Annotated in this window: 21 protein-coding genes; 6 read left to right on the forward strand and 15 right to left on the reverse strand. The window is 53.1% G+C overall.

Annotated elements, in window-relative coordinates; translation table 11 throughout:
• Positions 1–2: 2 nt before the first annotated feature.
• A complete protein-coding gene (locus tag AQS70_RS23795; protein ID WP_055104245.1) occupies positions 3–383 on the forward strand; it encodes a hypothetical protein in 381 nt (126 codons plus the stop codon).
• Positions 384–517: 134 nt separating this feature from the next.
• Here the strand turns inward: AQS70_RS23795 and rimI are convergent, their stop codons facing one another.
• Together rimI and AQS70_RS18775 are read right to left on the reverse strand one after the other, a co-directional pair.
• Entirely contained in the window at positions 518–970 is a 453-nt protein-coding gene (gene rimI, locus AQS70_RS18770; protein WP_055104246.1) for a ribosomal protein S18-alanine N-acetyltransferase, read from the reverse strand.
• Positions 963–1739 (reverse strand): SPOR domain-containing protein, encoded by a 777-nt coding sequence (locus AQS70_RS18775; protein ID WP_055104247.1) that lies wholly within the window; start codon positions 1737–1739, stop codon positions 963–965. Before AQS70_RS18775 ends, rimI begins: the two co-directional genes overlap by 8 nt.
• A gap of 178 nt (positions 1740–1917) precedes the next feature.
• Here AQS70_RS18775 and mksB point away from each other — a divergent pair, with 178 nt between their 5' ends.
• The 5 genes from mksB to AQS70_RS18800 all read left to right on the forward strand — a co-directional run bounded on the left by mksB (position 1918) and on the right by AQS70_RS18800 (position 11377).
• Positions 1918–3195 (forward strand): Mks condensin complex protein MksB, encoded by a 1278-nt coding sequence (mksB, locus tag AQS70_RS18780; RefSeq protein WP_055104248.1) that lies wholly within the window; start codon positions 1918–1920, stop codon positions 3193–3195.
• A complete protein-coding gene (gene mksE / locus AQS70_RS18785) occupies positions 3185–3853 on the forward strand; it encodes an Mks condensin complex protein MksE (protein ID WP_055104249.1) in 669 nt (222 codons plus the stop codon). The genes mksB and mksE overlap by 11 nt, the downstream gene beginning before the upstream one ends.
• On the forward strand, positions 3850–6690 hold the full coding sequence (gene mksF / locus AQS70_RS18790) for an Mks condensin complex protein MksF (RefSeq protein WP_055104250.1): 2841 nt from the start codon (positions 3850–3852) through the stop codon (positions 6688–6690). The genes mksE and mksF overlap by 4 nt, the downstream gene beginning before the upstream one ends.
• 434 nt (positions 6691–7124) lie before the next feature.
• Positions 7125–7754: a response regulator transcription factor gene (locus AQS70_RS18795; RefSeq protein WP_055104251.1), complete on the forward strand. Its 630-nt coding sequence runs from the start codon at positions 7125–7127 to the stop codon at positions 7752–7754.
• Between the two features lie 83 nt (positions 7755–7837).
• Positions 7838–11377, forward strand: coding sequence for a transporter substrate-binding domain-containing protein (locus AQS70_RS18800; protein ID WP_241492866.1), 3540 nt, complete (start codon positions 7838–7840; stop codon positions 11375–11377).
• Between the two features lie 311 nt (positions 11378–11688).
• Here AQS70_RS18800 and AQS70_RS23440 read toward each other — a convergent pair whose 3' ends face one another.
• The 13 genes from AQS70_RS23440 to AQS70_RS18865 all read right to left on the reverse strand — a co-directional run bounded on the left by AQS70_RS23440 (position 11689) and on the right by AQS70_RS18865 (position 24596).
• Positions 11689–12633 carry a fimbrial protein gene (locus AQS70_RS23440; protein ID WP_082428158.1) on the reverse strand — a complete coding sequence of 315 codons (945 nt, stop codon included), beginning with the start codon at positions 12631–12633 and terminating at the stop codon, positions 11689–11691.
• Positions 12634–12798: 165 nt separating this feature from the next.
• Positions 12799–13755, reverse strand: a complete 957-nt coding sequence (locus AQS70_RS18810) for an MrpH family fimbial adhesin (RefSeq protein ID WP_156355225.1) — start codon at positions 13753–13755, stop codon at positions 12799–12801.
• Between the two features lie 243 nt (positions 13756–13998).
• Positions 13999–14511, reverse strand: coding sequence for a fimbrial protein (locus AQS70_RS18815; RefSeq protein ID WP_241492867.1), 513 nt, complete (start codon positions 14509–14511; stop codon positions 13999–14001).
• Between the two features lie 54 nt (positions 14512–14565).
• Positions 14566–15045, reverse strand: a complete 480-nt coding sequence (locus AQS70_RS18820) for a fimbrial protein (RefSeq protein WP_055104256.1) — start codon at positions 15043–15045, stop codon at positions 14566–14568.
• A gap of 13 nt (positions 15046–15058) precedes the next feature.
• A complete protein-coding gene (locus tag AQS70_RS18825; protein WP_082428159.1) occupies positions 15059–15571 on the reverse strand; it encodes a fimbrial protein in 513 nt (170 codons plus the stop codon).
• A complete protein-coding gene (locus tag AQS70_RS18830; RefSeq protein WP_055104257.1) occupies positions 15564–16136 on the reverse strand; it encodes a fimbrial protein in 573 nt (190 codons plus the stop codon). Before AQS70_RS18830 ends, AQS70_RS18825 begins: the two co-directional genes overlap by 8 nt.
• Before the next feature lie 21 nt (positions 16137–16157).
• Positions 16158–16919: a fimbria/pilus periplasmic chaperone gene (locus tag AQS70_RS18835; protein WP_055104258.1), complete on the reverse strand. Its 762-nt coding sequence runs from the start codon at positions 16917–16919 to the stop codon at positions 16158–16160.
• Positions 16916–19477 carry an outer membrane usher protein gene (locus AQS70_RS18840; protein ID WP_082428160.1) on the reverse strand — a complete coding sequence of 854 codons (2562 nt, stop codon included), beginning with the start codon at positions 19475–19477 and terminating at the stop codon, positions 16916–16918. Before AQS70_RS18840 ends, AQS70_RS18835 begins: the two co-directional genes overlap by 4 nt.
• Entirely contained in the window at positions 19477–20040 is a 564-nt protein-coding gene (locus tag AQS70_RS18845; protein ID WP_338152643.1) for a fimbrial protein, read from the reverse strand. The genes AQS70_RS18840 and AQS70_RS18845 overlap by 1 nt, the downstream gene beginning before the upstream one ends.
• Positions 20041–20093: 53 nt before the next feature.
• The gene (locus tag AQS70_RS18850; RefSeq protein WP_055104260.1) at positions 20094–20624 is read right to left on the reverse strand and encodes a fimbrial protein; all 531 of its coding nucleotides are present in this window, start codon (positions 20622–20624) and stop codon (positions 20094–20096) included.
• Positions 20625–21030: 406 nt separating this feature from the next.
• Positions 21031–23334 carry a PqiB family protein gene (locus AQS70_RS18855; protein WP_055104265.1) on the reverse strand — a complete coding sequence of 768 codons (2304 nt, stop codon included), beginning with the start codon at positions 23332–23334 and terminating at the stop codon, positions 21031–21033.
• The gene (locus tag AQS70_RS18860) at positions 23327–23950 is read right to left on the reverse strand and encodes a paraquat-inducible protein A (protein WP_055104261.1); all 624 of its coding nucleotides are present in this window, start codon (positions 23948–23950) and stop codon (positions 23327–23329) included. Before AQS70_RS18860 ends, AQS70_RS18855 begins: the two co-directional genes overlap by 8 nt.
• A complete protein-coding gene (locus AQS70_RS18865; protein WP_055104262.1) occupies positions 23937–24596 on the reverse strand; it encodes a paraquat-inducible protein A in 660 nt (219 codons plus the stop codon). Before AQS70_RS18865 ends, AQS70_RS18860 begins: the two co-directional genes overlap by 14 nt.
• Positions 24597–24830 lie beyond the last annotated feature (234 nt).

The raw sequence follows: 24830 nt of genomic DNA on the forward strand, positions 1-24830 counted from the left end.
AGATGGACGACCTGGAGGAGCGCTCGGGTTCGGTCGAGCCGTTGAACTTTGAAGATGATGAGGTTCACGAGAGCCTCAGCGATCTGTTTACCGATGAAGAGCGTGCCAAACACGTAGCCGGTCAATCCGGGCGTCGTGCAGGACTTAACGGCGCGGCTTTGCCTGATGAAGACATAGACGGCGATTTTGCCGACGATGACTTGGAACAGGAAATGCTCATCCGCGAAGATGGCGCTCGAGATGCTAAAGAAGCGGCTGAAGGCAGCGATGACCCGGCAGATCAAGAATTGCGTTTGGTCGATGAGGATGAAATTGGCGCGGGGAAAGGGCTGGATGAAGCCGAATTAGCGGACCTTGATCCGGTGGGACGCCCGCGTAAATAACAGCCTCTCGTAGGCGCTGCCGAAGGCTGCGATCTTTTGCGCTGGAAGATCAAAAGATCGCAGGCTGCGCCAGCTCCTACGGGTATTTGATAGCGCGAGCCGGTCAAGGTTGTTCACTTTTGTAGGCTGCGCCGTTAGTCGACGAGGGTACAAGCCATCACTACTGCGTCTTCACGCCCATCAACCGCCGGGTAGTAGTCGCGGCGGCGGCCGATTTCGTTGAAGCCGTAACGCTCGTATAACTTGAAGGCGGCGGTGTTGCTGTCTCGCAGTTCGAGGAAGCATTCACGCGCTTTATGTTGATAGGCAATGGACATCAGGTGCTCAAGCAGTTTGAGGCCCAATCCACGCCCTTGGCTTTCAGGTTTGACGGTGATGTTGAGCAGGTGCGCTTCATCAAGAATGATCTGCACCACGCCATGCCCTACTTGTTGCTCGCCTTCAAACATCATCCACATGTGATATTTACCCAGCCCGTCGAGAAAAATTCCGCGGGTCCAAGGGTGGCTGAAGGCCGCGTATTCAATTTTCAGTACCGCCTCAAGGTCGGCCTCGGTCATTGCGCGGAAGGTTACTGCGTCACTCATCGTTTTGTTTCCAGCGCGCCAAAAGCTTGCGCATTGCTTGCCAAACATCCGCTTTGCGGTGCGGCTCATCCATTAAGAGTTCCAGACCCGGCAGCGCCCACGCGCAACCCAGCCCTTCGATTTCAAGTTCAGTGTTAAAGGCTTCGGCGTCCACATTTGCGGCAAAGCGTACGGCTGGCAAACCGATCAACCACAAGCAGGCGCACTCGGCCTCTTCAAGGCGGGCCATGACAAACCCTTGTACGAATTCACGTGCGGCTTGCGGGCCTTGGTCGACGGTGCCGCGCCTGAGCAACGGCCAACGCACAGGTTCACCAATGATTTGCGGGCTGTCAGGCAAACCGGCGGCGCGCAACATATCTTTTAACAATAAATAAGCCGGGTCGCGGCTTTGGAAAGCGCCGCCTGTGGGTAACTCCACCAGCACCAAACAACGCCCGGCGCGCAGTAGCTGCAACGCAAAGCGCGGGGGCGCAATTGGCGTTGCCTTGACCGCTGCAGGAGCGGACTCGGCTTGCACCACAGGCTTGCTCGCAGGTCGCGGCGTCACCGATGGCCTTGGCACTTCTATTTTTGGCCGCTCAGCAGGCTTGCTCGGCGCAACCACAGGCTTAGCCGAAGGCTTGATGACTTCAGGCGCGAGTGGCGGTTCTGGGAGCACCAGCAGTTCGGGCCGCGAAGGTGCGGCAAACGGAAGCTCAGTACGCGGTACCCAACTGACCACTTGCATGGCAGTCAAATAGGCACGGCGGCGGGACTCGTTTAACAAAGGTCGGCCATCTGTGGATAACTAAAGAGCCGCGATTCTACCGCCCTTCTGCCCTTCTCGCCTGCTGTTGATGGCCCAACGGTTGTTTGACGCCTCCCGCCTCTTAACGCCATGTAATGACTCAAACCTGTGTTGCAGTACAATCGCGACCTTTCAATGGCAATCGACCGGCCCTCCCATGATCGAACCCAAGCGCGTTTTACGTGCCCTCGCCGAACACTGGGCACTCCTTGAGCCTTTGTGTGAACACTTCGACCAAGGCACCTTGAGCCTGAGCGAATTGCGCCTGCAATTAGCCGCCCAACAGTTAGACAGCACACCGCAAGACGTCACCAGCGTACTCGACAGCTGGATCCGTCTGGATATTCTGGTGCCGGTGGCCAAGAGCCCCAACCGCTTCGAGCTGAATGCCCAAATCCACGACTTCCTCGCGTATTTGCGCCGTGAGCATCGTCTCGGGCTGTGCCTGGAAATTGAAGCCTACCTGCGCCATCTGGAGCGACTGGCCGGTTACATCCAAGACGCTTTCGATATTCGCGATGGCAATGACTTGGCGCGCCAACTGCGCTTGCTCGACATGCGAGTGCGCGATGTCTTGAAAAACCTCGCCAATGACGAACAGGCGCTGGTGGCCGTGGCTGAGCGGGCCAAGACCAGCGACCGGCAGATCCCATTGCGCCAGCGTTATGCCGAAGTGTTGGCTACATGGGACGAATACGTCGAACCGATGATTCAGCTGGTGAACGCCGACGGCGCTTTCGAACAAGGCGTACGTAAAGTCGAGAACGTGCTGCTACGCATGCTCAGCGAACAGCAGCGCCTCGGCCACTTGGTGGACGACGACATGCTGCTGCGCACCCATGCACGAATTCTGGAGATGCAAACCAGCGCCCAGCTCACCTTGCGCCATGCCCGCGAACTGCTGTTGCCGCTGCGTGAAGAAGCACGCCGCCATAATGCGGTCACCCGTGGCGCGGCATTGGCGCTGGCGGCTATTCGCCGCAAAGGGCTGGACGCCGTGCCGCAAGCGGCGATGCCGATGTTTACCCGCCCGCAAAGCACCTTTTTGGGCAGCGCCAGCCAGGTTGAGGCGTATGTGTACGCGCTGGCTCGCTTTGAGCCTAAACCGACACGCTTCCCCAAGGCCCATAAAGTTCATCGCGGCGAGACGCCCAAAGCCCCACGCACGGTTAAGGAAATGCTCGACCGTTGCAGCGACGCGTTACCCATGCCGGACTTAATGAGTTGGCTGCTGGCTCAAGAACCCAACGGTGACACTGACGAATTGCTGTATTGGTTCTCGCGCCTGTCGCGAGAAAAACGCTTCGTCCGCGAGCGCCTTGAACGTCGTGAATACCGCACCCACGAACACTTAGTCAGCCTGCGTTCCTTCGCTCTGCTTTCACGCAGCGATGACGCGACCGAGACATCTGCGAGCCCACTCCATGCATCTTGATCTTTCTGAACTGTCCCAACTGGCGCCGATTTTTCGCGAGCTGTTCAAGGGTTACCACGTCAGCCGCCGCGACCCGGAGCTGTACGCGCAACTGTCTAACTTTCAGGACCAATACCGCGCGCTGTTCAAGGCGCTCGGGTTTGAACTGGTGTGCGACACCCGTGGGTTTTATTACTTCGTGCCCGACACGGCCATTGCCTCTGGGCAGGTGAACAAGACCGCGCAACGTCTGGCACTGTTCACGTTTATTCTCGTTGAACACTTGGCCGATCAAGGCCGTGACCCGATTGCTGTGCTGGATGGCGGCAGTTTGGGCCGCGATGAGTTGCCCTCGTTGCTGGAAAAATACCGTGACCTGTTTGTACAGGCCGAAGTCACCAGCCAAGACGAGCTGGAAGAGAAGATCATGCGCCGCATGACCCAGCTCGGGTTTGCCAGCGAAGACAACGGTGTTTACCGTTTTCTGCCGCCGATGCATCGCTTCCTTGATGTGTGCCTGTCTGTACAACAAGACCGCGATCTGGCCGCCAGCCTGAACAGTATTTTGCCGTTGCCGACGCCCGTGTTAGTCGATGACGACACCGAAATTGAGGAAGAGGACGAAGAGGCGGCACTGGCCCGCGCCATTGCCGATGAGCAACAGGAGATGGACGCATGAGCCAAGAACGCTACGGAATTTGCCGATTCGCCCTACTGAATACCGCCGGTTACAGCTTGGGATTGTTTCCGCTTGAGCACCCGCTGTCGGTGTATGGCGCCAACAACCTCGGTAAGTCGGCCTCAATCAACGCCTTGCAGTTCCCGATTCTGGCACGCATGTCAGACATGAGTTTCGGCAAATACAGCCTCGAACAGTCGCGACGCTTCTACTTTGCTTCAGACACCAGCTACATCCTCGTTGAAGTCTCTTTGCCCCACGGCCCGCATGTTATTGGCGTGGTCGGACGCGGCCCCGGTGGCGGTTTCGGGCACCAGTTTTTTGCCTATGCCGGCAAACTCGACTTGGCCCATTACCAAAAAGAAGACACCTGCCTGCGGCAAAAAGAGTTGTTCAGCAACCTTGAGCGTAACGGACTTAAAGCTTACGAACTCAAGCCCGATGAACTACGCCGCCTGTTGGTCGGTGGGCATACGTCGATCCCGCTGGACCTGACGTTGATCCCGCTGCGCTCCACCAGCGAGCAGAGCTTGAAAACCTTCCGGGCGCTGTTTATCAACCTGTTGCACATGCGCGAAATTACCGCCGCCAAACTCAAACAATTGTTTCTGGATGCGTTTGAACACAGCCTCCGTTCGGGCAGCGTGGACTACATCGCAGCGTGCGAAGAAGCCTTCCGCGATGTACGACGCATGGAGCAGGACTACAACGCGCTGGTCGGCGCCGGGCCGTTGGTCGAGTCGCTGGCTGCGGGGGTTCGCCAGCGCGATCTGTTACGCGGCAAGCTGCATCGCCTTTCGCCGCTCCTCGATTCGCTACTCGGCACTTGGCAGGACTATGCCGGGGCGCGCAAGGAAGAATTGCTGATTCAGTCCGAGCATTACCGCAACGAACAAGACACCTTGCAAAACGATCAGCGCAGCAGCACTCAAGAACTGATGCGGCTGGAGCGTGAAATCACCGGTATTCAGCGTTGGCTGGGCGAGTTGTCAGTGCTCAAACATCGCTTTGCGCTGGTTGATGATGTGAAAGGGCTGGAGCAGCAGCTGCTGGCGGCCAAAGACGCTCACGACGAGTTGGCAGGTGCCTTGTCGCAGTCGCGGCAGTTTAGTGCCGAAGATTTGGACGAACGGTTGCGTGACCTGGAAAAACGCCTGAAATCGGTCAGGCAGCAACTCGACCACGCCGATAACAACAGCTACGCCCGCCTGCGTGAAGAATTTTCGCAACAGGATGTAGAACGCCTGATGCGCCTGTTCAACAGCGCGTTGTTCAGCCTGCCGCTGGGCGAGCAAGGCATCGCGCTGGATGACGGCGACGCGTGGGTCAAATCGTTGGAAGCGATCCTTGATCGCTTTAAGGGTGAACGTTTTGAAGCGCCGGGCCTGTCCATCGACCTCACCCACATTGAGCCCCCCGCCCTACAAGCGCTGGCTGATCGCGCCGCATTGCGCGACCAAAAAGAGCGTCTGGAAAAAGAACTCAAGCAACTGAAAACTCAGCAAGCGGTGACGTCCGACCGAGCGGCCAGCAAGAGTGAGGCCGAGTCGCTGTATCAACATGTACTGGACGCACAGAAGGCATTAGAAGACTTCCGCCGCGCCCAAACCTTGAGCGCTGAAGAAGGCGAGAAACTGGAGCAACTGGCTCAGCTCGAAGCCGCGCAAGATGAATTGAAACGCTCCAGCGATGCCTTCACCGAGCGCGTGCAACAGCTGTCGGCCAAGCTCCAATTAGTCTCGCGTCAATTGGGTGACATGGAAGCCAAGCAGCGCACGCTGGATGACAGCCTGCGTCGGCGCCAGCTGTTACCTGCCGACTTGCCGTTCGGTACGCCGTTTATGGACCCGGTCGACGACTCAATGGACAACCTACTGCCATTGCTCAACGACTATCAGGACACCTGGCAAGGCTTGCTGCGCTGTGATGGCCAGATCGAAGCCTTGTATGCGCAAGTTCGCCTCAAAGGCGTGGCCAAGTTCGACAGCGAAGACGATATGGAGCGCCGCCTGCAACTGCTGATCAACGCGTATGCCCACCGCAGTGAAGAAGCGCTGACTCTGGGCAAAGCACGTCGGGCCGCGGTGACGGACATTGCCCGAACCTTGCGTAATATTCGCAGCGACTACGACAGCCTTGAGCATCAACTGGCGCTGTTCAACCGCGAGATCAACAAACGCCAAGTGTCGAACTTGCAGAGCTTTCGCATCGTGTTGGCCCCCAACAAAGAAGCGCTCAAGCACATCGACCAAATTATCCACAGCGCGGGCCAGTACGAAGAAGGCGAAACGTTGTCGGTGTTCGACCTCAGCCAGAGTGCCGAGCAAGACAACAAGAACGAAGAAGCCAAGGAGTATCTGGCACGCCTGGTGGCCGCCAACCACAATCAGTTAGGGCTCAAGGATCTGTTTGAGCTGGCGTTCGAGATCACTAAGGTGAACGGTCAGCCGGTGATTCACACCGATATTGACGGCGCCGCGTCCAACGGTACGACCATGACCATCAAGGCGCTGACCAACATGTATTTATTGCTGCACCTGATGGATCGCGATCTGGCCGGGCGTATTCGCCTGCCGTATTACCTCGATGAAGCCGCAGACATTGACGAGAGAAACCAAACAGCACTGCTGGAAACCAGTTTGCAACTGGGGTTTGTCCCAATTCTGGCGAGTGTGAAACCGCAGGTCTGTGCCCATGTGGCCATTGACCTAGAAGGCGGCAGTGGCCCGAACGGGATTTACATTGATGAAGATGACTGGAAGTACATCCGTCGCCATGACGAGGTGCAATCGGTCGCAGCGATAGACAATCCGTTGCTGGAGCGGGACCAAGTCTGAACGTTATTGGCTCTGTACAAGCTAAGGCCGCGATGACTGATCGCGGCCTTTTTTATGCCTACGCATAAGGATTGCGATCTTGCCAAGCGTAAGAAAGCAGAGCACGTGCGCCTAACAATCTGTCTTTTAGTTCAGCTCAGGCGCGAATAAAAAATAAATTTAAATTTTCAGAAAATTCCTACCAACTAAAAAGCAAACAAACGGCAGAATGCATAAACTATAAATTAGTGGCCCTGTGAAATCACTTGGCAAAAAACCGTCTAAACTTTTCTACAACCCACACCCGGACTTAATTGACACAAGCAAAAACAGAAATACTTATAAATTGCAACACTGTTTATATTTCGACACATCAAAACGCTTTGCTTTCACACGCCCGTGAGTATCGAAAACAAAGGCCTACAAAGAACTCTTGAGAAGTTGTAGGAGATATCATGCGTAAAGCCCTTATCGTAGACGACCACCCCTTTATTCGTAGAATTGTCAGGTTGATTTTGGAAAAAGCCAATTTTCAAATAGCCGGAGAAACGGATAACGGAGCAACGGCACTGGACCTGGCTCGCTCCCATGTGCCGCATTTGATTGTGCTAGACCTGTCGATGCCCAAGCTGGATGGGCTTGAAGTATTAAAACGGTTAAGTATTCTCGGCTTACCCATAAAAGTATTAGTGCTGACCTCTAAGGGATCTACATTTTTTGCTGACCGTTGTATTAGAGCGGGAGCAATTGGCTTTATTGAAAAAACCGAAGACGTGGATGCTCTAAGCAATGCGATTAACCACGTGATGAGCGGTCGTATTTATTTAAATGACTCTGAAGCCGACGTCTCCTCATCTGACGAAGATAATAAAAGCGACCTACAACTTATCGAAACACTTTCTGACAGAGAGTTTCTAACACTGCAATATTTAGTATCAGGGTTATCCAATAAAAAGATATCTGAGGTGATGCTACTCAGTGAAAAAACCGTAAGCACCTACAAAACCCGCTTACTCAACAAGCTTAATATCAAGTCCGTGGTCTACCTGGCTGATTTTGCCAAACGCAATAATCTTGTCGAATGACTACCCCCAGTTGGCTAAGCCTTTTTTTATGTCTCTCGCTATGTATATCGTCTTCGCTCCAAGCCGATCCTACGGATCTGCAGTTGCTGGCTCGCTCACAGATTGACAGCGCGCCGTTAGACCTGAGCGACGGAGACCGGCGATGGCTCACGGCCAAAGGCGCTTTAACGCTCGGTACGTCAGCCCCTGATTACCCGCCCTTTGATATTTCAACGGGCAGTGATTACTTCGAAGGTCTGACGGCTGATTATGCAGGGCTCCTTAGCCATCTGTTGCAGGTCAGTATCAACGTGCGTCGATATGACTCACGGGAAGATGTTATCTCAGCCTTGAAACGGGGAGAGATTGACCTCTTGGGAACCGCCAATGGGTATGAGATGGCGGATAAACAATTAGCGTTTTCTTCGTCTTATGCATTGGATACGCCGGTTTTAGTATCGCGTATTGGTAGTAACCCGCGAGACGAGCAGCTAACCAAAGGGCTGCGGCTGGCGATGCTCTACCATTACCAACCGCTTGATGAGGTCAAAGCGGTTTATCCACAAGCAGATGTGCAACTCTACGCCTCGACCTTGGGGGCTATCGGGGCGGTCGCTTTTGGCCAAGCCGATCTGTACTTGGGGGACGCGATCAGTACCAACTACTTGATCAATAAGAACTACCTGAACAACGTTTATTTGAATGATTTCTCCACCTTGGATGGGCAACCTTTTACTTTTGCGGTGCACCATCCCAACCCCCGTTTACTACGTCTGATTAATGCGGCACTGGCGCGTATTCCCAGTGATGAGACTTACACCATCCTCAGTCGATGGGGGGTGAGCGGGATGAAGTTCGTGGGCAGTGGATTGTTACATTTCTCACCGTCAGAGCAGCTTTGGCTCGAGCAACATCCGCGGCTGACGGTCGCAATTATCGACGATTTTTTGCCCTTTAATTTTTTTGATGAGAATGGCCAGTTCAGTGGCCTAGCGGCCGATCTGCTGGCCAAGATCAGTGCCCGTACCGGCCTAAAGTTTGACGTAATGCGTAGCCAATCAGTGGCGCACCTGGCCGAGCTGGTAAAACTCGGCCAAGCGGATCTCACACCCGCCATTACTCCCAGCAGTCATCGTGAAGAGGGTTTGAAATTTACCAAGCCCTATCTCACCACGCCTTTTGTTCTGGTAACGCCATTGAAGCCCAACAGCGCGATGACCCTCGACGATCTAGCGGGTAAGTCTGTCGCTCTGGTGCTCGAAAGCGTTGTGCACGCGTACTTGATACAACACTTTCCCCAGGTGCGCTTGGTGCCGGCCCAAAACTCGGCACAAGCAATGGCAATGGTCGCCAAAGGCGAAGTCGACGGCGCGATCAATTCATTGATTAGCGCGCGATATTTTATTAAGCAGCAGTACAGCGGCCAACTCCGAATCCGCAGTACGGTAGGCATTCATCCCGCGCAGTTTGCCCTCGCCGTCAATAGTAGTGCCCCCGAGCTGTATTCGATCATGGGTAAAGCGCTGACCAGCATCCCGCCGGAAGAAATGGACGCTATGACCAACCGGTGGCAGAGCGCGGTGGTATTGGACAATCGTTATTGGGTGCGCAACCGGTCCACCGTTGTAAAAATCATCGTAGTCTTGATCGGCATCTTGATCGTAGGGGTGGTGTGGATTTCCTATTTACGCGGGCTGGTACAAAAGCGTGACCAAGCCGAGCGTGCATTAAATGATCAGTTGGCCTTTATGCGTACCCTGATCGACGGCACTCCACATCCTATTTATGTGCGTGATCGTGAAGGTCGTTTACTAATCTGCAACGAGGTGTATTCAGAAACGTTTGGTGTCAGTCGCGAAACCGTCATCGGCAAGAGTCTGCTTGAGCTCGCGTTCAGCCCCAAAGAACAAAGCGAGAAGTTTCACACCGACTACTTGGATGTGATGCGTGAGGGGCATCCGTTATTACGCGACCACCCACTGACCCTACCGGACGGCCGTGTGCTGACTATTTACCATTGGGTATTGCCGTATCGGGGCAGTGATGGCGCTGTGGTGGGCATGATCGGCGGCTGGATTGATATCAGTGAACGCCAGCAATTGGTCGAACAATTGAAAGAAGCCAAAAATCACGCCGACCAGGCCAACCTAGCGAAAAGTGATTTTCTGACCACCATGAGCCATGAAATTCGCACGCCAATGAACGCAGTGATCGGCATGCTCGAACTGGCCTTGAAGAAAGCTGAACAAGGTGTAGCCGATAAAGACTCGATCAATGTGGCATCCGAGGCAGCCCATGGTCTGCTTCAACTGATCGGTGAAATTTTGGACATCGCGCAAATCGAATCCGGTCGTATGTCGCTCAATCAGCAGCGCACTCACTTGATGACATTGGTGCACTCCATAGTGCGGGTCTTCGAGGCCATGGCCCAGCAAAAAGGCCTGCAGATGAGCGTTGAGCTGGACCCGAAAATCAATACCGATGTGTTGATTGATCCGCTGCGATTTCGGCAAGTCCTGTCGAACCTGCTGAGCAACGCGATCAAATTTACCGAGAGCGGTCAGGTCCGCTTAAGTGTGCAAGCCAAGCGTGCCGACGATGGTGAACGACTTCATCTTTTTATCCAGGTAAAAGACTCGGGGATCGGGATTTCGAGCGACGATCAGGACCGGCTATTCAGACCTTTCTCGCAGGTGAATACGCATCTTCAAAAACCGGGAGGCTCGGGACTTGGGCTGATGATCAGTCGCCAATTGTGCGACATGATGGGCGGCACCTTGACACTTGAAAGCACCTTGGGCAAAGGCACTTGCATCAATATGCAACTGGCCATTGTGACCTTGCTGTCGCATACAGCCGTTGTTACGCCCGTGACTGCTCCAGTTTGTAAAACCCAGCCTCTGAAGGTGTTGGTGGTGGATGATTACCCGCCAAATCGTCGGTTGCTAACCCAACAATTAGGATACCTGGGGCATAGTGCTGTAGAAGCCGCAGAAGGTGCACAGGGGTTAAATATCTGGAGAACCCAACGGTTCGACATGATCATGACCGACTGCGCCATGCCCGTTATGGATGGCTACGAGTTGGCCCGCACCATACGCACAGAAGAAGTTGAGCGTGGCATTGCCCCTATCTTGATTGTCGGTTTTACCGCCAATGCTCAAACCGGAGAGTCTGAGCGCTGCCTGGGTGCCGGGATGAACGATTGCCTGTTCAAGCCCATCAGCTTGCACCATTTAGAGGCGCGATTAGCCTCCGCCCATTTGGCACCGGTGGCATTGGAAAACAATCTTGATCCTCCCCTTTCAAGCCAATTGATTGATCTTGAAGTGCTGGAGCAATTAACCAATGGTGACGCCAGTGCCTTGAGTCACCTGCTTGAACCCCTGATCGACAGCCTTGAAAGCGACATGGAAAGCCTGATCCAGGCCTTCACCAAAAACGACCTGACAGTGCTCAGTGAAATTGCACACAAAGTCAAAAGTGGCGCAAGGATGATCAAAGCCCGGCATCTGGCCCGCTGCTGCGAGACTCTTGAACACGCTTGCTTGAGCTCAAATTGGAGTCAGTTGGCACAATGCGTCGATGAGCAATATGAGGCGATGGAACGCGTACTGGAAGTGATTGAGGTGTATCGAACGTAGGTTAGGCCGTTTGAATCAACGACCAAAACCCGATCAAAAGACTGTGCGACCTGCAGCTCGGCTTATGGGTCAGTCATCATAAGAGGTGTAGATAGATCACCCACCGTGTAAGCGGCGATAGCGGTTTCAACCTCACTTAATAAAGCAACTTTACGATGGGGTAGTTCGATTTAAAGAAAGCCTGGACGACAGAACGCCAATTAGCGACAGGCGTTTTCACAAAAAGATAGATTGGACGGCGCCAAGCAAACTCTCTATTTGGAGGGCTTGCTCGTAAACCAATCAAACTGCAAAAATCTGAATTCACTCCATCACGGTAATCCCATCACCAGTGTGGCACTCCCTGAAAACGCGCCGGTCGTGGGCTCAGTGCCGGGTTTACGCGTGAGGACAAACACCACATCGTCGCCGCCTGAACTGTTGTAAATATTGGTATTAAAGGAGCCTTGAGGTTTTACAACTGCTCCATTACGTAATAAGCCTGCACCCAGATTGGGATTGCTCATGGCCAATACATCGCTACTGAACAGCGAAGCTTGACCTTTCATTGTAATTTTAATAGGCCGGGTGACATTCGGATCTGGGCATGAGTAGGCTAACCGCACGTCTTTACGAATGTTCGTCGTCAAAGGTGACTCGCCGATAAGCGAGCGATCTACGCTATTGAAGTCCACCGTGATAGGTCGATTGCCATTAATGGTGCAGGTTGAGGGTTCAATAACGAGGTCATTGTTGGCGATCAGTCTAAGTGTGATCAGAGGCACAGGGGGTTTTCCTGTGTTATTGGTTTGCCTTAAGAGCATCTCACCGAGCAGGTCGTTGTAACGTATATTAATGGGGTTTTGTGGGCTGCCATGATTAATGACATACATATAAGTCATTAAATTCGCGGGCGACCCATAGTTAAACAAGGTTGCAATAAGGACCGACGATACAGGTGCATCATGGTCTGTCCCTTGAACATTCAGCCCTATGTTGTAACCTACCAACTTCGGCCCCGGCCTCACGCCGCCCATGGTGGTATGCCAGAAATCCCTAGCGGTATTGGGAAGCCCGCTATCGTTAGAAAACTTGCACTCGAACGTATAACCATCCAACAGGATGCGTCTTGTTCCCGGGGTCGCTTTCACCGTGACTCGAACATCGAGTATGTTGGTCGAGGGAATCCACCGCCAGTCACTTCCATTGACTCGACACTCTGAAGCCAAGACTGAAGTACCCAGTAACAGCAAAAAAAAACCGATTGTATATTTCATTGAAGTGTCTCGTTAGAGGTAAATAGAGGCACTCATAAAAGTACCCAATACCGCCATAGTGGCCCGATCCCGGTAAAGCCAGTTCTGGCATGTCGTGCATAAAGGGTTATGGATAGGCCAGTATCAGTAGAAAAAGTGCACTCAAGCCTGTGCGTTTTGGTTGCCTCAGAAGATTGTGATGCGCAGCACAATAGACGCGTTAAAGTCGCCATATGCCGCCCCCGTGTCACGGAGTGTCGAACTCGCTGTGTGCGTGCTCGTACCTGACGGCAATTGTATTCTTGTGCCAAGTGGGCGTCCGTCTATTTGCAGGGTGGATGTTATGCCCGGAAGAACCTGAGTAGGCCCGTTACCTTGTACGTTGTCCACGGCGATCTGCGCCGCGGCAGAACAGTTGACAGTGAAATTGGTGCTAGCGGTGTTTCCGTCGACAGAGTTTTTGTCAATCGTTTGATGATCAAGAGTGATAGCCTGAGTTGTGAAGTCGCATTTTGCTGGCGCGGGCAATATCACACCGCACGTCGCGGGCAAAGGGATATTGTCAGGCGCTAAACCGCCCGCAGTGGCTCGCATGCAGGTGTTTATAAGGTTTCCAGCGCTGAAATACCAACTGTGCGAACCGCTGCCCGACCTACCGAATACCTCAATCCATTGGCGTATAGCCTCGTCCCATAGGGTGCCTGCAGGTACAGAAATGTACCTCCTGCCTATAAAGGCCCAGTAGTATCCCGGATGGGTAGTGGTGTTGCGCCACTGATGCGCTATCCCGACATAGCACGTGGCGGCGGGACACGTTACGATGCCAGGCGTCGACCCGCCTGTAGTCCCCCAACGCTCTACGTAGATACCTGGGTTGCCAATCGTCGCGAGATAACCACTTGGATAGACAATATCGGCCGTGGCACTATTTGGAGTAATAAAGACGCTCATCATGCAAACAGCCGTTAACGTGCTGCCAGTGTGTTTAAGCATATATAGCCCGAACAGACGAAAGCGGTGGTAGAAAACCCTGAATACAACCAGGTCCGCCTGCTTAAATAACAACAACATCCCAACTGTATATTTCATGACAATCTCTTTTTCATCAAAGTATTTGGAACCCGCCTGAGCCAGGCCAAACACTCACTTGTAGAACACCTCAATGCACGGCTTTACTTAGTTAAAAATTAAGTACCGTGCCACGATGCCACGTAAAAAACTATCGCCACACCTTATTTACTTTGAATCGCCTTTAGCATTAACGCCACAACTGCCTACCTCGCTATCAAGCACCCACTAAATACCGATCAGCTATAGCATTTATTTACATATTTCACTCACAAAGGCTCTTGCAGCACGCCAGAATAATATTAAGCACTCACTGACTTATTGGTAATCCAAGGTGAATGTTGAGGTCGCTGTAAAAACGCCAACCACTATCAGGCGATCGGCAATAGCTTTGGGCTCACCTCTGATATAAGCCTTGAGCGAGATAACATTCGAACCATCGTTTAAGGCTTGTTTTTCACTGGCAACATTTAAGGGTAATGGTTTGTTGGCGGGCGTCTCGATGCCTATGGCAATACCTGAGGCGCTGCTGCCACCGTCCAACTTCAATAACCCCGGTAATTCAGCGTTTTCAATACCACTGAATGTCGTAGTAATCGAATCTGCAATACTGGTATCACAGCCGTCAAGATGGATTTCAAATGCCCGCCCTGGCGTGCGAGTGTTTAAATACAACTCATGGCTGTAAGCGTCTCTGAACTCCAACTTCAGTGCCTCATCACCCGGCCGAATGGTGCAGGCTTCAACCACCAGATTACCGACAAAATTCAAGTTGTCTGCCGCCTGCACTTCTGCACTTGTCAGCAGTGCAGCGCCCAATACTAGGGGCATTGCTGCCACCTGCCACCTCGAAGTTTTAGTTTGATGTTCCATGGCCCAAGCCTCTCACTGGTATTCGGCCAGCAGCGTTGCGGCGGCGTCAAAGCCCCCTGAACTCAGCGTTGAGCCAACAAGTTTTACCGGCACAGCTTCCAATACAGGAGGCGTCAACGGGTTGATCACCATAGGCGTGTTGAGATTAAACGGCTTACCATCCTGCACCATATGAATACCCAGATCAGCCACACTTGATTGCACAGCAGCCTGATCAAACGCGGTGGCCGTGCCCTTGACCGTCAACACCATTTCCCATGGCAAGGTGCTGCCAGCGCAGTCAATCGTGTAGTTCACGGGCTGCTTGTAGTTGATGCCATCGACCTTATTGACCCCTACATCTTTGAAGTCAATGGTGATCGTATTACCGCTGTTGATGGTGCACACGGGCGGCTCCACCAAGGTGCCATTAAAGGCAAGGTTGGCTGAGGCGCTGGGGCTCATACTTATGTAGCACGCAGCGGACAGTAAAAGCTGTTGCCAAATTTTCATAACGGGTTCCTCATCATTGAGATGCAACCACTAAGGTGGCTGCTGCAGAAAACGCACCGGCCGCTAAGGTACTGGAGGACCTTTTAACAGGAACCGCTTCCAGCGCGGGCAACACGGGGTAGGTAAATTTCACACTGGTATTGAGTGGCCATGCCGCGCCATTGATAAACAACTTAATCCCGAGGTCGGTTTTATTAGTGCCCAGGGACTGCGCATCAAATGGTGCTCCAACGCCTGTCAACGTGAGGGTCATGGCATCCGAGCCACCGCCGGTACAGACAACGGTGTATTGAACAGGCTTTCGATACTGCACGCCGTCGATCTGGGTGGTCATAAGGTTGTCGCCAAAGGGTACGTCCAAAATGCCGCCACTGTTTATGACGCACGCCGGAGGAGCGATGATCGTGCCCCGGATGGCCACAGAAAGTTCCGCCTGGGCGTTTTGACCCATGATGCACAGCACGGCAGCGCATAACAGCAGCGCACATTTTTTTGCCGCTTGGTTGATCAGGTTTTGATTAGTCATAGTTGAGCCTGAAATCCGCTACGGCCCGAAATGCGCCATTAGTGAGTGGGGCCGACGTTCGTGTGGGTTGAACATGCCAGGTCACGACATCACTGCCGTGGGTCAGGAATAAAGGAGCTCCCCATGCGCCAAGGCGGATGTCGCGCCCCAGTTCGTCGGTCACACGCAACCCCATGCCGGTGACGCCCTTGACCTTGAGTAGACGCGGGTCATCGGGATCCGCTGGTGCCACGAAGGCTACTGACAACACCGGTTCATAAGGGCTCCACACCATCGTCGACTTGCGCGCATCGGGCAATCCACCGGCAATCCGACGACAATCCATAAAGCGCAACTGGAATGCCACGGGTGGCGCCATGTCACCCGGGCGTTGCAAGTCGCTGCGCGGCACAACCCCTAGGTCAACAGTTTGATAAGCCGAGGTCATCTCCAGAATGCATGGGGCATGGTGCAGAGAGCCCCGAATATCCAGCATTCCGTCGCGGCCAAACACGGGCTCATCAGCTGCTTGAACCTGTGTCGCCAACAAAAAACCGTTCAATGCGATGATCAAGCAACGTTTCATGACGTTCTCCCGCAACGGCTGTTATTCATTACTCGGCGACGCTTTAAGGTCGACCGTGCAGTTATTGCCATTGCAGATGAACGCCAGTGTCGGACGCCCGCCGTAGTCATTGATGTAGGTCAGGTAGGGCGTAGCCCCCAGTGCAGCAGCACTGGGACCAAGCACCAATGAGCCTTTGGGTGGCACCATGAGCGGCTCAAAATCGGCAGCCGTTTTGGCTTCTTTGCCGCTGCGCGCATCCACCAGCGTGATGTAGTACGGCGTCGGGTTGTTGACCTTGTAGTGATTACCTTCACGGGTCAGCGTCATCTTTTGCTGCCAAGGATTAGACAGTTCTTGCTGGCTCGGCATGATGGCAGCCGGCCGATAGAACAGTTTGATGCGTGTTTGCAACGCGATTTGCAGCGTGTTGCTTTTATCACTGCGCGGCGGAATTTCCCGCAAGTTGAAGTAGTAAACCGTTTCACGGTCCTGAGCGAGTAGCTTGGCACCAGGTAAGGCCTGCACTTTTACCTGGCTGCGCTTTCCGGGCTCTAGACGTTGAACGGGCGGAAGTACCGTCAAGGGCGAAGTGATTTTGTTGCCTTGCTCATCCTCGATCCATCCCTGAGCCAAATAGGGCAGCTCAGTATTGTTGTTAACGATGTTCATGCTGACGGCGTCTTTGGCACCATCAAACACCACTCGGGTTCGATCTAGGCCAATGGCCGCGTAAGCACTGGGGCTAAGGCAAATTGCCACAACGGCGAACGCCAGCGGGATAAAACGTGTGCGGGATGTCATGAGGGCGGATTCTCCGTAGTGTCAGGGGTGCCCACCGTGGTCGGGGCTGGCGCAGCGTTTTTGTCAGGTGTTACGGCGTGGCACAACAGACTCAGCGCTGAACTCAAACCGTCAGTTGGCAGAACGTCAGGCAATGTGACCGTGCAATGCTCAGCCCCTCCCCAACTGACTATCATTTGGCCACCAGGCTGCATGCCGCTGAGGTAAACACTGCCGCCGTCATTCACAATGCCGGTGTCCTGTTGCCGGGTATTTTTCACCGTGGCGCCAAAGGGCGGTGTCTTGCCATCCGCTAGGTGCAACACGGCCATGGCTTTTTCACCGGCGATTACCTCAAGGGTGCGGTAACCGATTGCGCCTTCTGTCAGGGTGAGTTGGGTCACTGACTGGGTGGCTTCTACGTTGCTCGGCAGGTTTTCTAAATCGACACTGGCGGCGGTCCGGTAGTAGCTGCTGACGTCTGAAATCACGGCTTTACCATACGTGTTGGTACGCGTTGAGTTGCCATAGCCCCGTACCGGCACTTTGGGTACTCCGAGGGTGTCGACCATGAGTCGTGTACCGCCCATGCTGTTGCTGCGGTGCAAAGCGGCACCGTTAGCCGTTGCAGTCGCGCCGCCACGGGCTGAAAAACTGAGGCTGGTGTAATTGTTTTCTTCTAGGCTGGCACTCAGATCAATATCGGCGCTATCGCCTATATGACTCAGATAGCCACCGACCGAGCTGTCACTGGCCGTGACTTGATAGTTGGTGCGCTCATTCAGGCGATCGCTGTAACGCGCCGAATAGGTGTTTTTATTTTGGGAACGGTTCATGCCTGACGAGAAGGAGCCCGAACGGCCCAACGGAAGAGTGACCGAAACGTAGATGCCATCGCTGTTAGCCTGATCGCGCTCCTGAGTACGAAACATATTCAGCGACACGCTGGCATTTTTGATGGTGCCCATGCTGAAGTAGCGCGCCACCGCCAAGTTCCAACGTTGGGTGTCTGAACGATCCCAATACGACTGATTGCTGTAATTGAGATAGACCGATAGCCCCGCATCACGAAACTGTTTATTAAAGGTCGCGGTGTACAAAGACTTGTTATTGCCAACCGGGCCGTCGTAATTGCGAGCGTCCAGGTACTCGCTCATGCTCAGAAAGTCTTTTTGCGAAAAGCGATACCCGGCGAACGTGACCTGGCTGTCGTACTCGACAAAGTTTTTCGAATAACTCAGGCGATAAGAAGCCCCTTTTAGGGTTTCATTGCTAAGGTCGGCTTGAGACCGCGTGGCATCCAGAGAGATGGCGCCAAACGCCAATAAATCCCGACCAACCCCCACCGAAAAGGCCTGGTAGTTGTTGTCAGTGATGGCACCGCCATACAGTGACCAACCATTAGTCACGCCCCAAGAAAACTCACCGGTGCCAAAGACATCGCCATCCTGGCCATCATGCAAGGCGGACGGTCGCCCCGCGGCCAGTTTGTAGCGCACGGAGCCAGGACGCGTCAGGTAAGGAACGCTGGCCGAGTCGACCTTGAAAGTACTGACCGAACCGTCTTGCTCTTCGATTCGTACATCCATGGTGCCTGACACAGCGTCATTGAGGTCTTGAATGCGAAAAGGACCCGCCGCCACCAACGTTTCATACAAGACACGACCTTGTTGACTGATGATGACTTTGGCATTGGTTTTAGCCACACCAACGACTTCCGGGGCATAGCCGCGCAAGTTGGGCGGTAGCTGACTGTCGTCGGAGTTGAGAGCCGCACCGGTAAAACGAAAGCTGTCGAAGATGTCTGAATAGAGGTAGTTTTCGCCCAGCATCAAGCGCGCTTGCAGTGCAGGCAATGCTCGATACGCATAAAAACGGCTCCACTCCAGCTTTTGTGTCCGCTGCGTAGCATCATCATCCACGCGTCCTTGCCAATCGGCCCGTAGTCGCCAAGGCCCGGCATTGGCGCCAAATGTGCCATTACCACTGAATCCGTTTTGCGCGTTACGTTCATCCTGATGAATCGAATGAGCGGTGATGTTGTAATCCATTAATACACCGGGCACGCCTTCATCCCACCGCGAGGGTAAGTCCCAGTTCTGTGCGGTGTATTGCAGATAGGCTTGCGGAAGAGAAATGTATAACGTCGAGGTGCTTAAATCGCCACTGACCTCCATACCCGGCAAGCTACGGATATCCAGGCACTCTCCATTTTTCCACCAGTTCAGCTTGCCGAGGTTGTCTTCCTTAAGACCAAACTGCTCAATTAAATCCGGGGTCAAACACGCTTCGCTGCCTTTAGGGTCATTGTCCGGCGGTATAAATGCCACCCTTTTTTCGGGCAAGTTCTGAGCGTTTAGTTGAACACTCATCGGGTACACACCCGGTAAAATAAACCCGCTGCGGGAAAACTGTGACAAGTCGATATTGGTGCGATCGTTCAGGTCCAGAATGTCGGTATTGAATTGAATATCCGCAGCCATGGCGACGCCTCCTATCGACATAAGCCCCCCCATAAAAACCGGGCGGCTCAACGCTTTAACTGCCGACGAGGTCAGCAGGGAATACAGCCCATTCATTAGTAATACTCCAGCCTGAAACGCACCGCCGCACTGTGACTGCCCACAGACATAGGCTGGTCATTGCCGACCAATCGAAGGGTGTAATGAAGGACCTGTTCTTTACTTGAAGAGAGCGCAACCATTGGCATTGGCACGCCGGGAGCACTTTCCTGGCCCAGTTCATCGAGGATGTGTAACGCCACGCCTCGGGATGAACCAAAAGCGGCAAATGAGCGCCCTTCACGATCCGATACGCCTTCAAAAGTCACTCTGACATGCTGCCAATCAGGCAAACTTTCACCCGGTCTATTGGGGTTTTCACGCGATAGCGAGCAATTGACCAAGCGCAATGAAAAGGAATGAGGATCCCCCTCACCTTCACGAATCATCCGACCAACAGGCACGGGATCCATTTCTATAATTTGAAATGCACTGCCGGTTTCCAGCGCACAGGCCGTATCAACGATTTCCCCCCCCAGCGTAACAACGCCACTGCCCTGACCTGCAGCCATCACGGTATTAAAAGAAATCGATATCAATACAAGCGAGGCTGTTAGAGCCATCGGTGAAAGTGCTTTCACGTTATATATCCCATCAACTAGACCCTGCCACTTTTCAGTGGCAGGGCACACGCTTATTGATAAGCCAATGAGAAGTTTGTGACGGCTGTAAACTGACCCGGTGTAACAGCGCCCACTGTCGAACTGCCCTGCAAGTAAGCGCCGAAAGACAGAGTATTGTCTCCATCCTGAAGCACTTGCGGCTTGGTGGCCGTACCCAACACAATTTGCGAACCCGTACCATCACGCATCATGATGCCTGCACCGCCGGCAGTACCGACAATCCCCAAAGCTCCTGGAACTGCAGCAGACTCAGCACCGGTAAAAGTCGTGGTTACTGTTTTGAGAGTACTGGTGTCGCAGCCCACTAGCTGGATGTAAAACTCTTCAGGATCGGCAACACCTCCCGCCTCAAGTTGCGACTTGGCCACTTGCCCCAAACCAATAGTTTGGTCGACACTTTCAGGCTTGATAGAACATGCAGCCTCAATGATGGCACCTTCGAATGTAACAGTTCCTGCACCCGCACCTGCCGCTTGAGCAATAGAGGCCGTGCCCGCCAACAAGACCATAGAAGCCAAAGCAGTTTTAAATACGCACTTCATTTTAGTATTCCCATTCAATTATCAAAAATTTGAGCATCCGCTCTTTAGAGGCAAGTTTTTGTCTTTAAAAAACACTGATGAGTGCTTACAAAAGAAAAAAACGTTAGTCCTTTAAACTTCCTTATTTAAAGTTAGTTACTACTCAAACGAGTCTTTACCGCGTTTTTATAGCGAGGGAACAATAAAAGCTTCCGTTTGCTTACACTCCCCTCCCTAACCCCCTACGGTGAAAACTGATAAGACGTTAACCCGCGGCCTTCAAAATCAACGTAGGAATTCTCCGAATGTTTTTTTTAAAAATTTGATCGCAAAGGATGTTTAGCCGATAGCCCAATGCAAAAAGGCCGCGATCATGGGAATGATCGCGGCCTTTGGGGAAACTCAGTCAGAGGCGAATGATGGGGGGCTATTTCCCCAACTTAATTTTTGGGGCCCATTGCAGCCACTCATCTTCAAATTTGTCGAAAAGCGCAAAGGTCTGCTGCGCGAGAGCTGGGTTGCCCATACGCTCGCCGTCTGGAGTGGCGAATGCAATTCCGCCTTGGACCAGAGTTTCCAGCGATTCTGTACGAATCGTCGCACCTTTAAACAAACCGAAATCTACGCCTAAGCCACTGGTGTTCCAGAAGCGACTACCGCTACGCACCAATGGCGCATAACGGGGTTGGATCAGGATGTGGATTAATACTCGATCAGCAGTGGCACCCAACTCGTAACTTGTGACTTTTCCTACAGTGACCTCACGATAAGTGACGGGTACGCCTTCCTTGATAGACCCACGACGAGCAGCACTCAATACCAGACGCAACCCGGCCTCAGGTGCCACCGTATCTGGAGCTTGATCCAGTGCCACAAAACTGCTTTGTGAGGCGCGGCCCTTCGGCGCGGGTTTTACTTCAAGGTATTGGCCGGTGACCAAAGTTTCGAGATTCGCCGTTTTCATCAGCCCCAGTTCGGGTTTTACAACCCAAAACTGACTACCGGCCCGTGCGACTCGGTCTGCCACTTGCGTGATACGCGCCTTTAGCAGAACCGATTGCAGGTCGTCACTCAGGTCGACACTTTCGATCGTGCCAACCGTTAAACCTTTGAACCGGATGGGCGACCCACTGCTTAAACCCTCTGCACTCGCTACTTTGATGGTGATGGGCACACCTGCTTGCGTGGCAGCCTCATGATCTGGATAGAGGCGGAAACGCGGGATGCGTTTTTCCAGAGGCGCGGTGGCTTTCGGAGTGTCAAAGGCGATGCCGCCTGCCATCAAGCTTTGCAGGGACTCACTTTTAACCTGTATCCCGCTAGTCAGACCTCCCGTTAAGGTTACGCCGCTGGCGTTCCAGAAACGGCTCGAAGCGTTGACCAGTCCCTCGTACTCCTTCTCGATGTGAACACCGATAATGAGCTGCTTTTTAGTTCGGGAGAACTGATAACTCTGTACTGAACCGACTTTAACCTGTTTGTAGAGAACGGGACTACCGACATCCAACGAGCCTAAATTATCGGTAAACAGCACCATGTGCAGACCGGGGGAACGCAGATCAAGAGGCGGTGCTTTGGGCCGAGCAATGAATTCGCGCTCAGGCTTGCTGCCTTTGTCGCCAGGACGAATCGCGATGTAATTACCTTTAACCAGCGCTTCAAGGCCGGTGATACCTGCCAGTGAGATCGAAGGTTTAACCACCCAAAATTGAGTGCCCTCTACTAGGTAATCTTCAGCCAGCGGATCTAGGGCTAATTCAGCGCTCGCACTGCTGAGGTCTGGGTCTACTTTCAAAGCCTTAAGGCTGCCGATCTGAATACCTTTGTACATGACCGGCGTGCGACCCGCCTGAAGGCCGTCAAAGTCACTGAGTTTAACTTTGACTTTGATACCGGCTTGGGCAGCATCAAAGTCTTCATACAAACGGAACGGGAGTTCTGGGTCCGTCGGTGGGCTGTCTTTACGGTTTTCGGGAGTTGCAAACGCGATCCCCCCCGCTACGATGCTGGCCAGCGACTCGCTACGTACTTTCACACCGGACAGGTTAGCGTCGATGCTAATGCCGCTGGCATTCCAGAAGCGCGTATGTTTGCGCACTAAATTCGCGTAGGTCGGCTCAATAAAGACTTTGATCTCGACGGTGCTGTGATCCTCTGAAAGCACGTAACTTTTGACCTGTCCTACCTGAATCTGTTTGTAGAACACAGGGCTGCCACGGTTGAGTGATCCCAGACGATCAGCTTTAAGTGTCAGATGTAACCCCGGCTTGGCGTCAGACAGCGGAGGTTCTTGCGACAGAGCCTTGAATTTTCTTGATGGCTCACCTTCACCTGGACTCACCGCAATATAGTTACCAGAAACCAAGGTTTCGAGACCGGTGATGCCTGCCAGTGAAACGCTGGGCTTAACCAACCAGAATCGGGTATTGGTTTTGAGATACTGCTCGACGTCTTTGTCCATCTCGATGGTGGCAGTCACTCCTTTGCTCGGACCACTCTCATCTAGGGCCAACGTTTTGACTTTGCCCACGGGCATGCCTTTGTAGACGACCTCAGTCTTGTTAGCGACGATGCCTTCACCGCTTTCAAAGCGCACTTGAATATCAATCCCGGTCTCACTGTAGGCTTTCCAGCCCAGCCAGCCTCCGATGATTAACGCAATGATTGGGAGAATCCAAATAGCCGACCAATTAGACGCTGGGCGGGTTTTAGCGGTAGGTAAATCACTCATGGTCGTCATCCGACTCCGTGTTATCCCAAATAAGTCGGGGATCAAAAGTTACAGCTGCCAGCATCGTGAGTATCACAACACTGGCGAAGGCTACCGCGCCAAGATCGGCCTCAACACTGGCAATTCTTCCAAAATTCACCACCGCAACCAGAATTGCAATGACGAATATATCGAGCATGGACCAACGACCTATGAACTCGATAAATCGGTACATGATGATTCGTTGTCGGGCCGACAACGGTTGATGGCGCTGTACCGAAAATAGCAGTAAGGCAATGCCGACCAGTTTGAAAGTAGGCACCAAAATACTTGCCACAAATACCACAGCAGCAATCGGGATCATCCCGTGCTGCACCAGCTCAATAACCCCAGACATGATTGTGCTGGGGCTGCCTTGACCCAACGAGTTAATGGTCATTATCGGCAACAGATTGGCCGGTATGTAAAGAATGGCTGAGGTCAGCAATAAAGCCCAAGTACGTAACAGGCTATTGGGGCGGCGTGCGTGCACCAAGGCACCGCAGCGGGTACACGTTTGCTCGTCAATGTCTTTGTCTTGCCGATTTAAGGCGTGGCAATCAGTACAGATCAGGATGCCTGCATCAAGCGCGCGCATGGCTCTCCCCCCCTGAAAGAGCCTGCCAGATCTGGTGAGGCGACATGATCACCTCCAACAAGACCTGAACCAGCAGCAGGCTAACAAAGCAAGTGAGGCCAAGGCCAAGACTTAACTCAGCCATGTCCACCAACTTCACAATGGCTACTAGCACTCCCATCAGGTACACCTCAAGCATGCCCCAGTCTTTCAAATGGTGATAAATCCTGTAGATGAGTAAGCCGTAAGAGCGACCGATGTTCCAACGGATGCTGAGCAGCACTGCCAACTGACACAGCAATTTGAGCAGTGGAATCCCCATGCTGCATAGGAACACCACCACGGCAATACCTTGCATGCCTGTGTCGAACAAGCCAACAACACCGCTCCAGACAGTATCTTGAGACGCTTGGCCTAAAAGATTGAGTTGCATGATGGGTAGAAAGTTCGCGGGTACATAGAGCAATAAGGCGGCGATTACCAAGGCGAGGCTGCGTTCGATCACATTGTGGCGGTGAGCATAGAGTTCATAACCGCAACGTGCGCATTGGGCTTTCTCACCGAGAGCGAGATGCGGTTTGCGCATCAAAAGATCGCACTCATGGCAGGCCACTAACTCATCCAACGGTAAATCTGACACCTTGGTGCTGTCAGCCGAATCTGGCATATAAGGCGTCTCTGTCTTAGAAATGACTACGGCTATTCTAATGTGCGAAGTCTAAAATAAGGTTGCCTATTTATAGGACTTTCGACGTAGGGGTGATCACCTGCAAGCTGCAAGCTGCAAGCTGCAAGCTGCAAGCTGCAAGCTGCAAGCTGCAAGCTGCAAGCTGCAAGCTGCAAGCTGCAAGCTGCAAGCTGCAAGCTGCAAGCTGCAAGCTGCAAGCTGCAAGCTGCAAGA

Origin of the sequence: Pseudomonas endophytica (assembly GCF_001411475.1) — a bacterium.
Lineage (GTDB): Bacteria > Pseudomonadota > Gammaproteobacteria > Pseudomonadales > Pseudomonadaceae > Aquipseudomonas > Aquipseudomonas endophytica.

What these genes read in the sequence shown, in the direction of transcription:
- AQS70_RS23795 (WP_055104245.1), top strand. Translation starts at nt 3, where the DNA reads ATGGACGACCTGGAGGAGCGCTCGGGTTCGGTCGAGCCGTTGAACTTT.
- rimI (WP_055104246.1), bottom strand. Translation starts at nt 970, where the DNA reads ATGAGTGACGCAGTAACCTTCCGCGCAATGACCGAGGCCGACCTTGAG.
- mksB (WP_055104248.1), top strand. Translation starts at nt 1,918, where the DNA reads ATGATCGAACCCAAGCGCGTTTTACGTGCCCTCGCCGAACACTGGGCA.
- mksE (WP_055104249.1), top strand. Translation starts at nt 3,185, where the DNA reads ATGCATCTTGATCTTTCTGAACTGTCCCAACTGGCGCCGATTTTTCGC.
- mksF (WP_055104250.1), top strand. Translation starts at nt 3,850, where the DNA reads ATGAGCCAAGAACGCTACGGAATTTGCCGATTCGCCCTACTGAATACC.
- AQS70_RS18795 (WP_055104251.1), top strand. Translation starts at nt 7,125, where the DNA reads ATGCGTAAAGCCCTTATCGTAGACGACCACCCCTTTATTCGTAGAATT.
- AQS70_RS23440 (WP_082428158.1), bottom strand. Translation starts at nt 12,633, where the DNA reads ATGAAATATACAATCGGTTTTTTTTTGCTGTTACTGGGTACTTCAGTC.
- AQS70_RS18815 (WP_241492867.1), bottom strand. Translation starts at nt 14,511, where the DNA reads ATGCCCCTAGTATTGGGCGCTGCACTGCTGACAAGTGCAGAAGTGCAG.
- AQS70_RS18820 (WP_055104256.1), bottom strand. Translation starts at nt 15,045, where the DNA reads ATGAAAATTTGGCAACAGCTTTTACTGTCCGCTGCGTGCTACATAAGT.
- AQS70_RS18825 (WP_082428159.1), bottom strand. Translation starts at nt 15,571, where the DNA reads ATGACTAATCAAAACCTGATCAACCAAGCGGCAAAAAAATGTGCGCTG.
- AQS70_RS18830 (WP_055104257.1), bottom strand. Translation starts at nt 16,136, where the DNA reads ATGAAACGTTGCTTGATCATCGCATTGAACGGTTTTTTGTTGGCGACA.
- AQS70_RS18835 (WP_055104258.1), bottom strand. Translation starts at nt 16,919, where the DNA reads ATGACATCCCGCACACGTTTTATCCCGCTGGCGTTCGCCGTTGTGGCA.
- AQS70_RS18840 (WP_082428160.1), bottom strand. Translation starts at nt 19,477, where the DNA reads ATGAATGGGCTGTATTCCCTGCTGACCTCGTCGGCAGTTAAAGCGTTG.
- AQS70_RS18850 (WP_055104260.1), bottom strand. Translation starts at nt 20,624, where the DNA reads ATGAAGTGCGTATTTAAAACTGCTTTGGCTTCTATGGTCTTGTTGGCG.
- AQS70_RS18855 (WP_055104265.1), bottom strand. Translation starts at nt 23,334, where the DNA reads ATGAGTGATTTACCTACCGCTAAAACCCGCCCAGCGTCTAATTGGTCG.
- AQS70_RS18860 (WP_055104261.1), bottom strand. Translation starts at nt 23,950, where the DNA reads ATGCGCGCGCTTGATGCAGGCATCCTGATCTGTACTGATTGCCACGCC.
- AQS70_RS18865 (WP_055104262.1), bottom strand. Translation starts at nt 24,596, where the DNA reads ATGCCAGATTCGGCTGACAGCACCAAGGTGTCAGATTTACCGTTGGAT.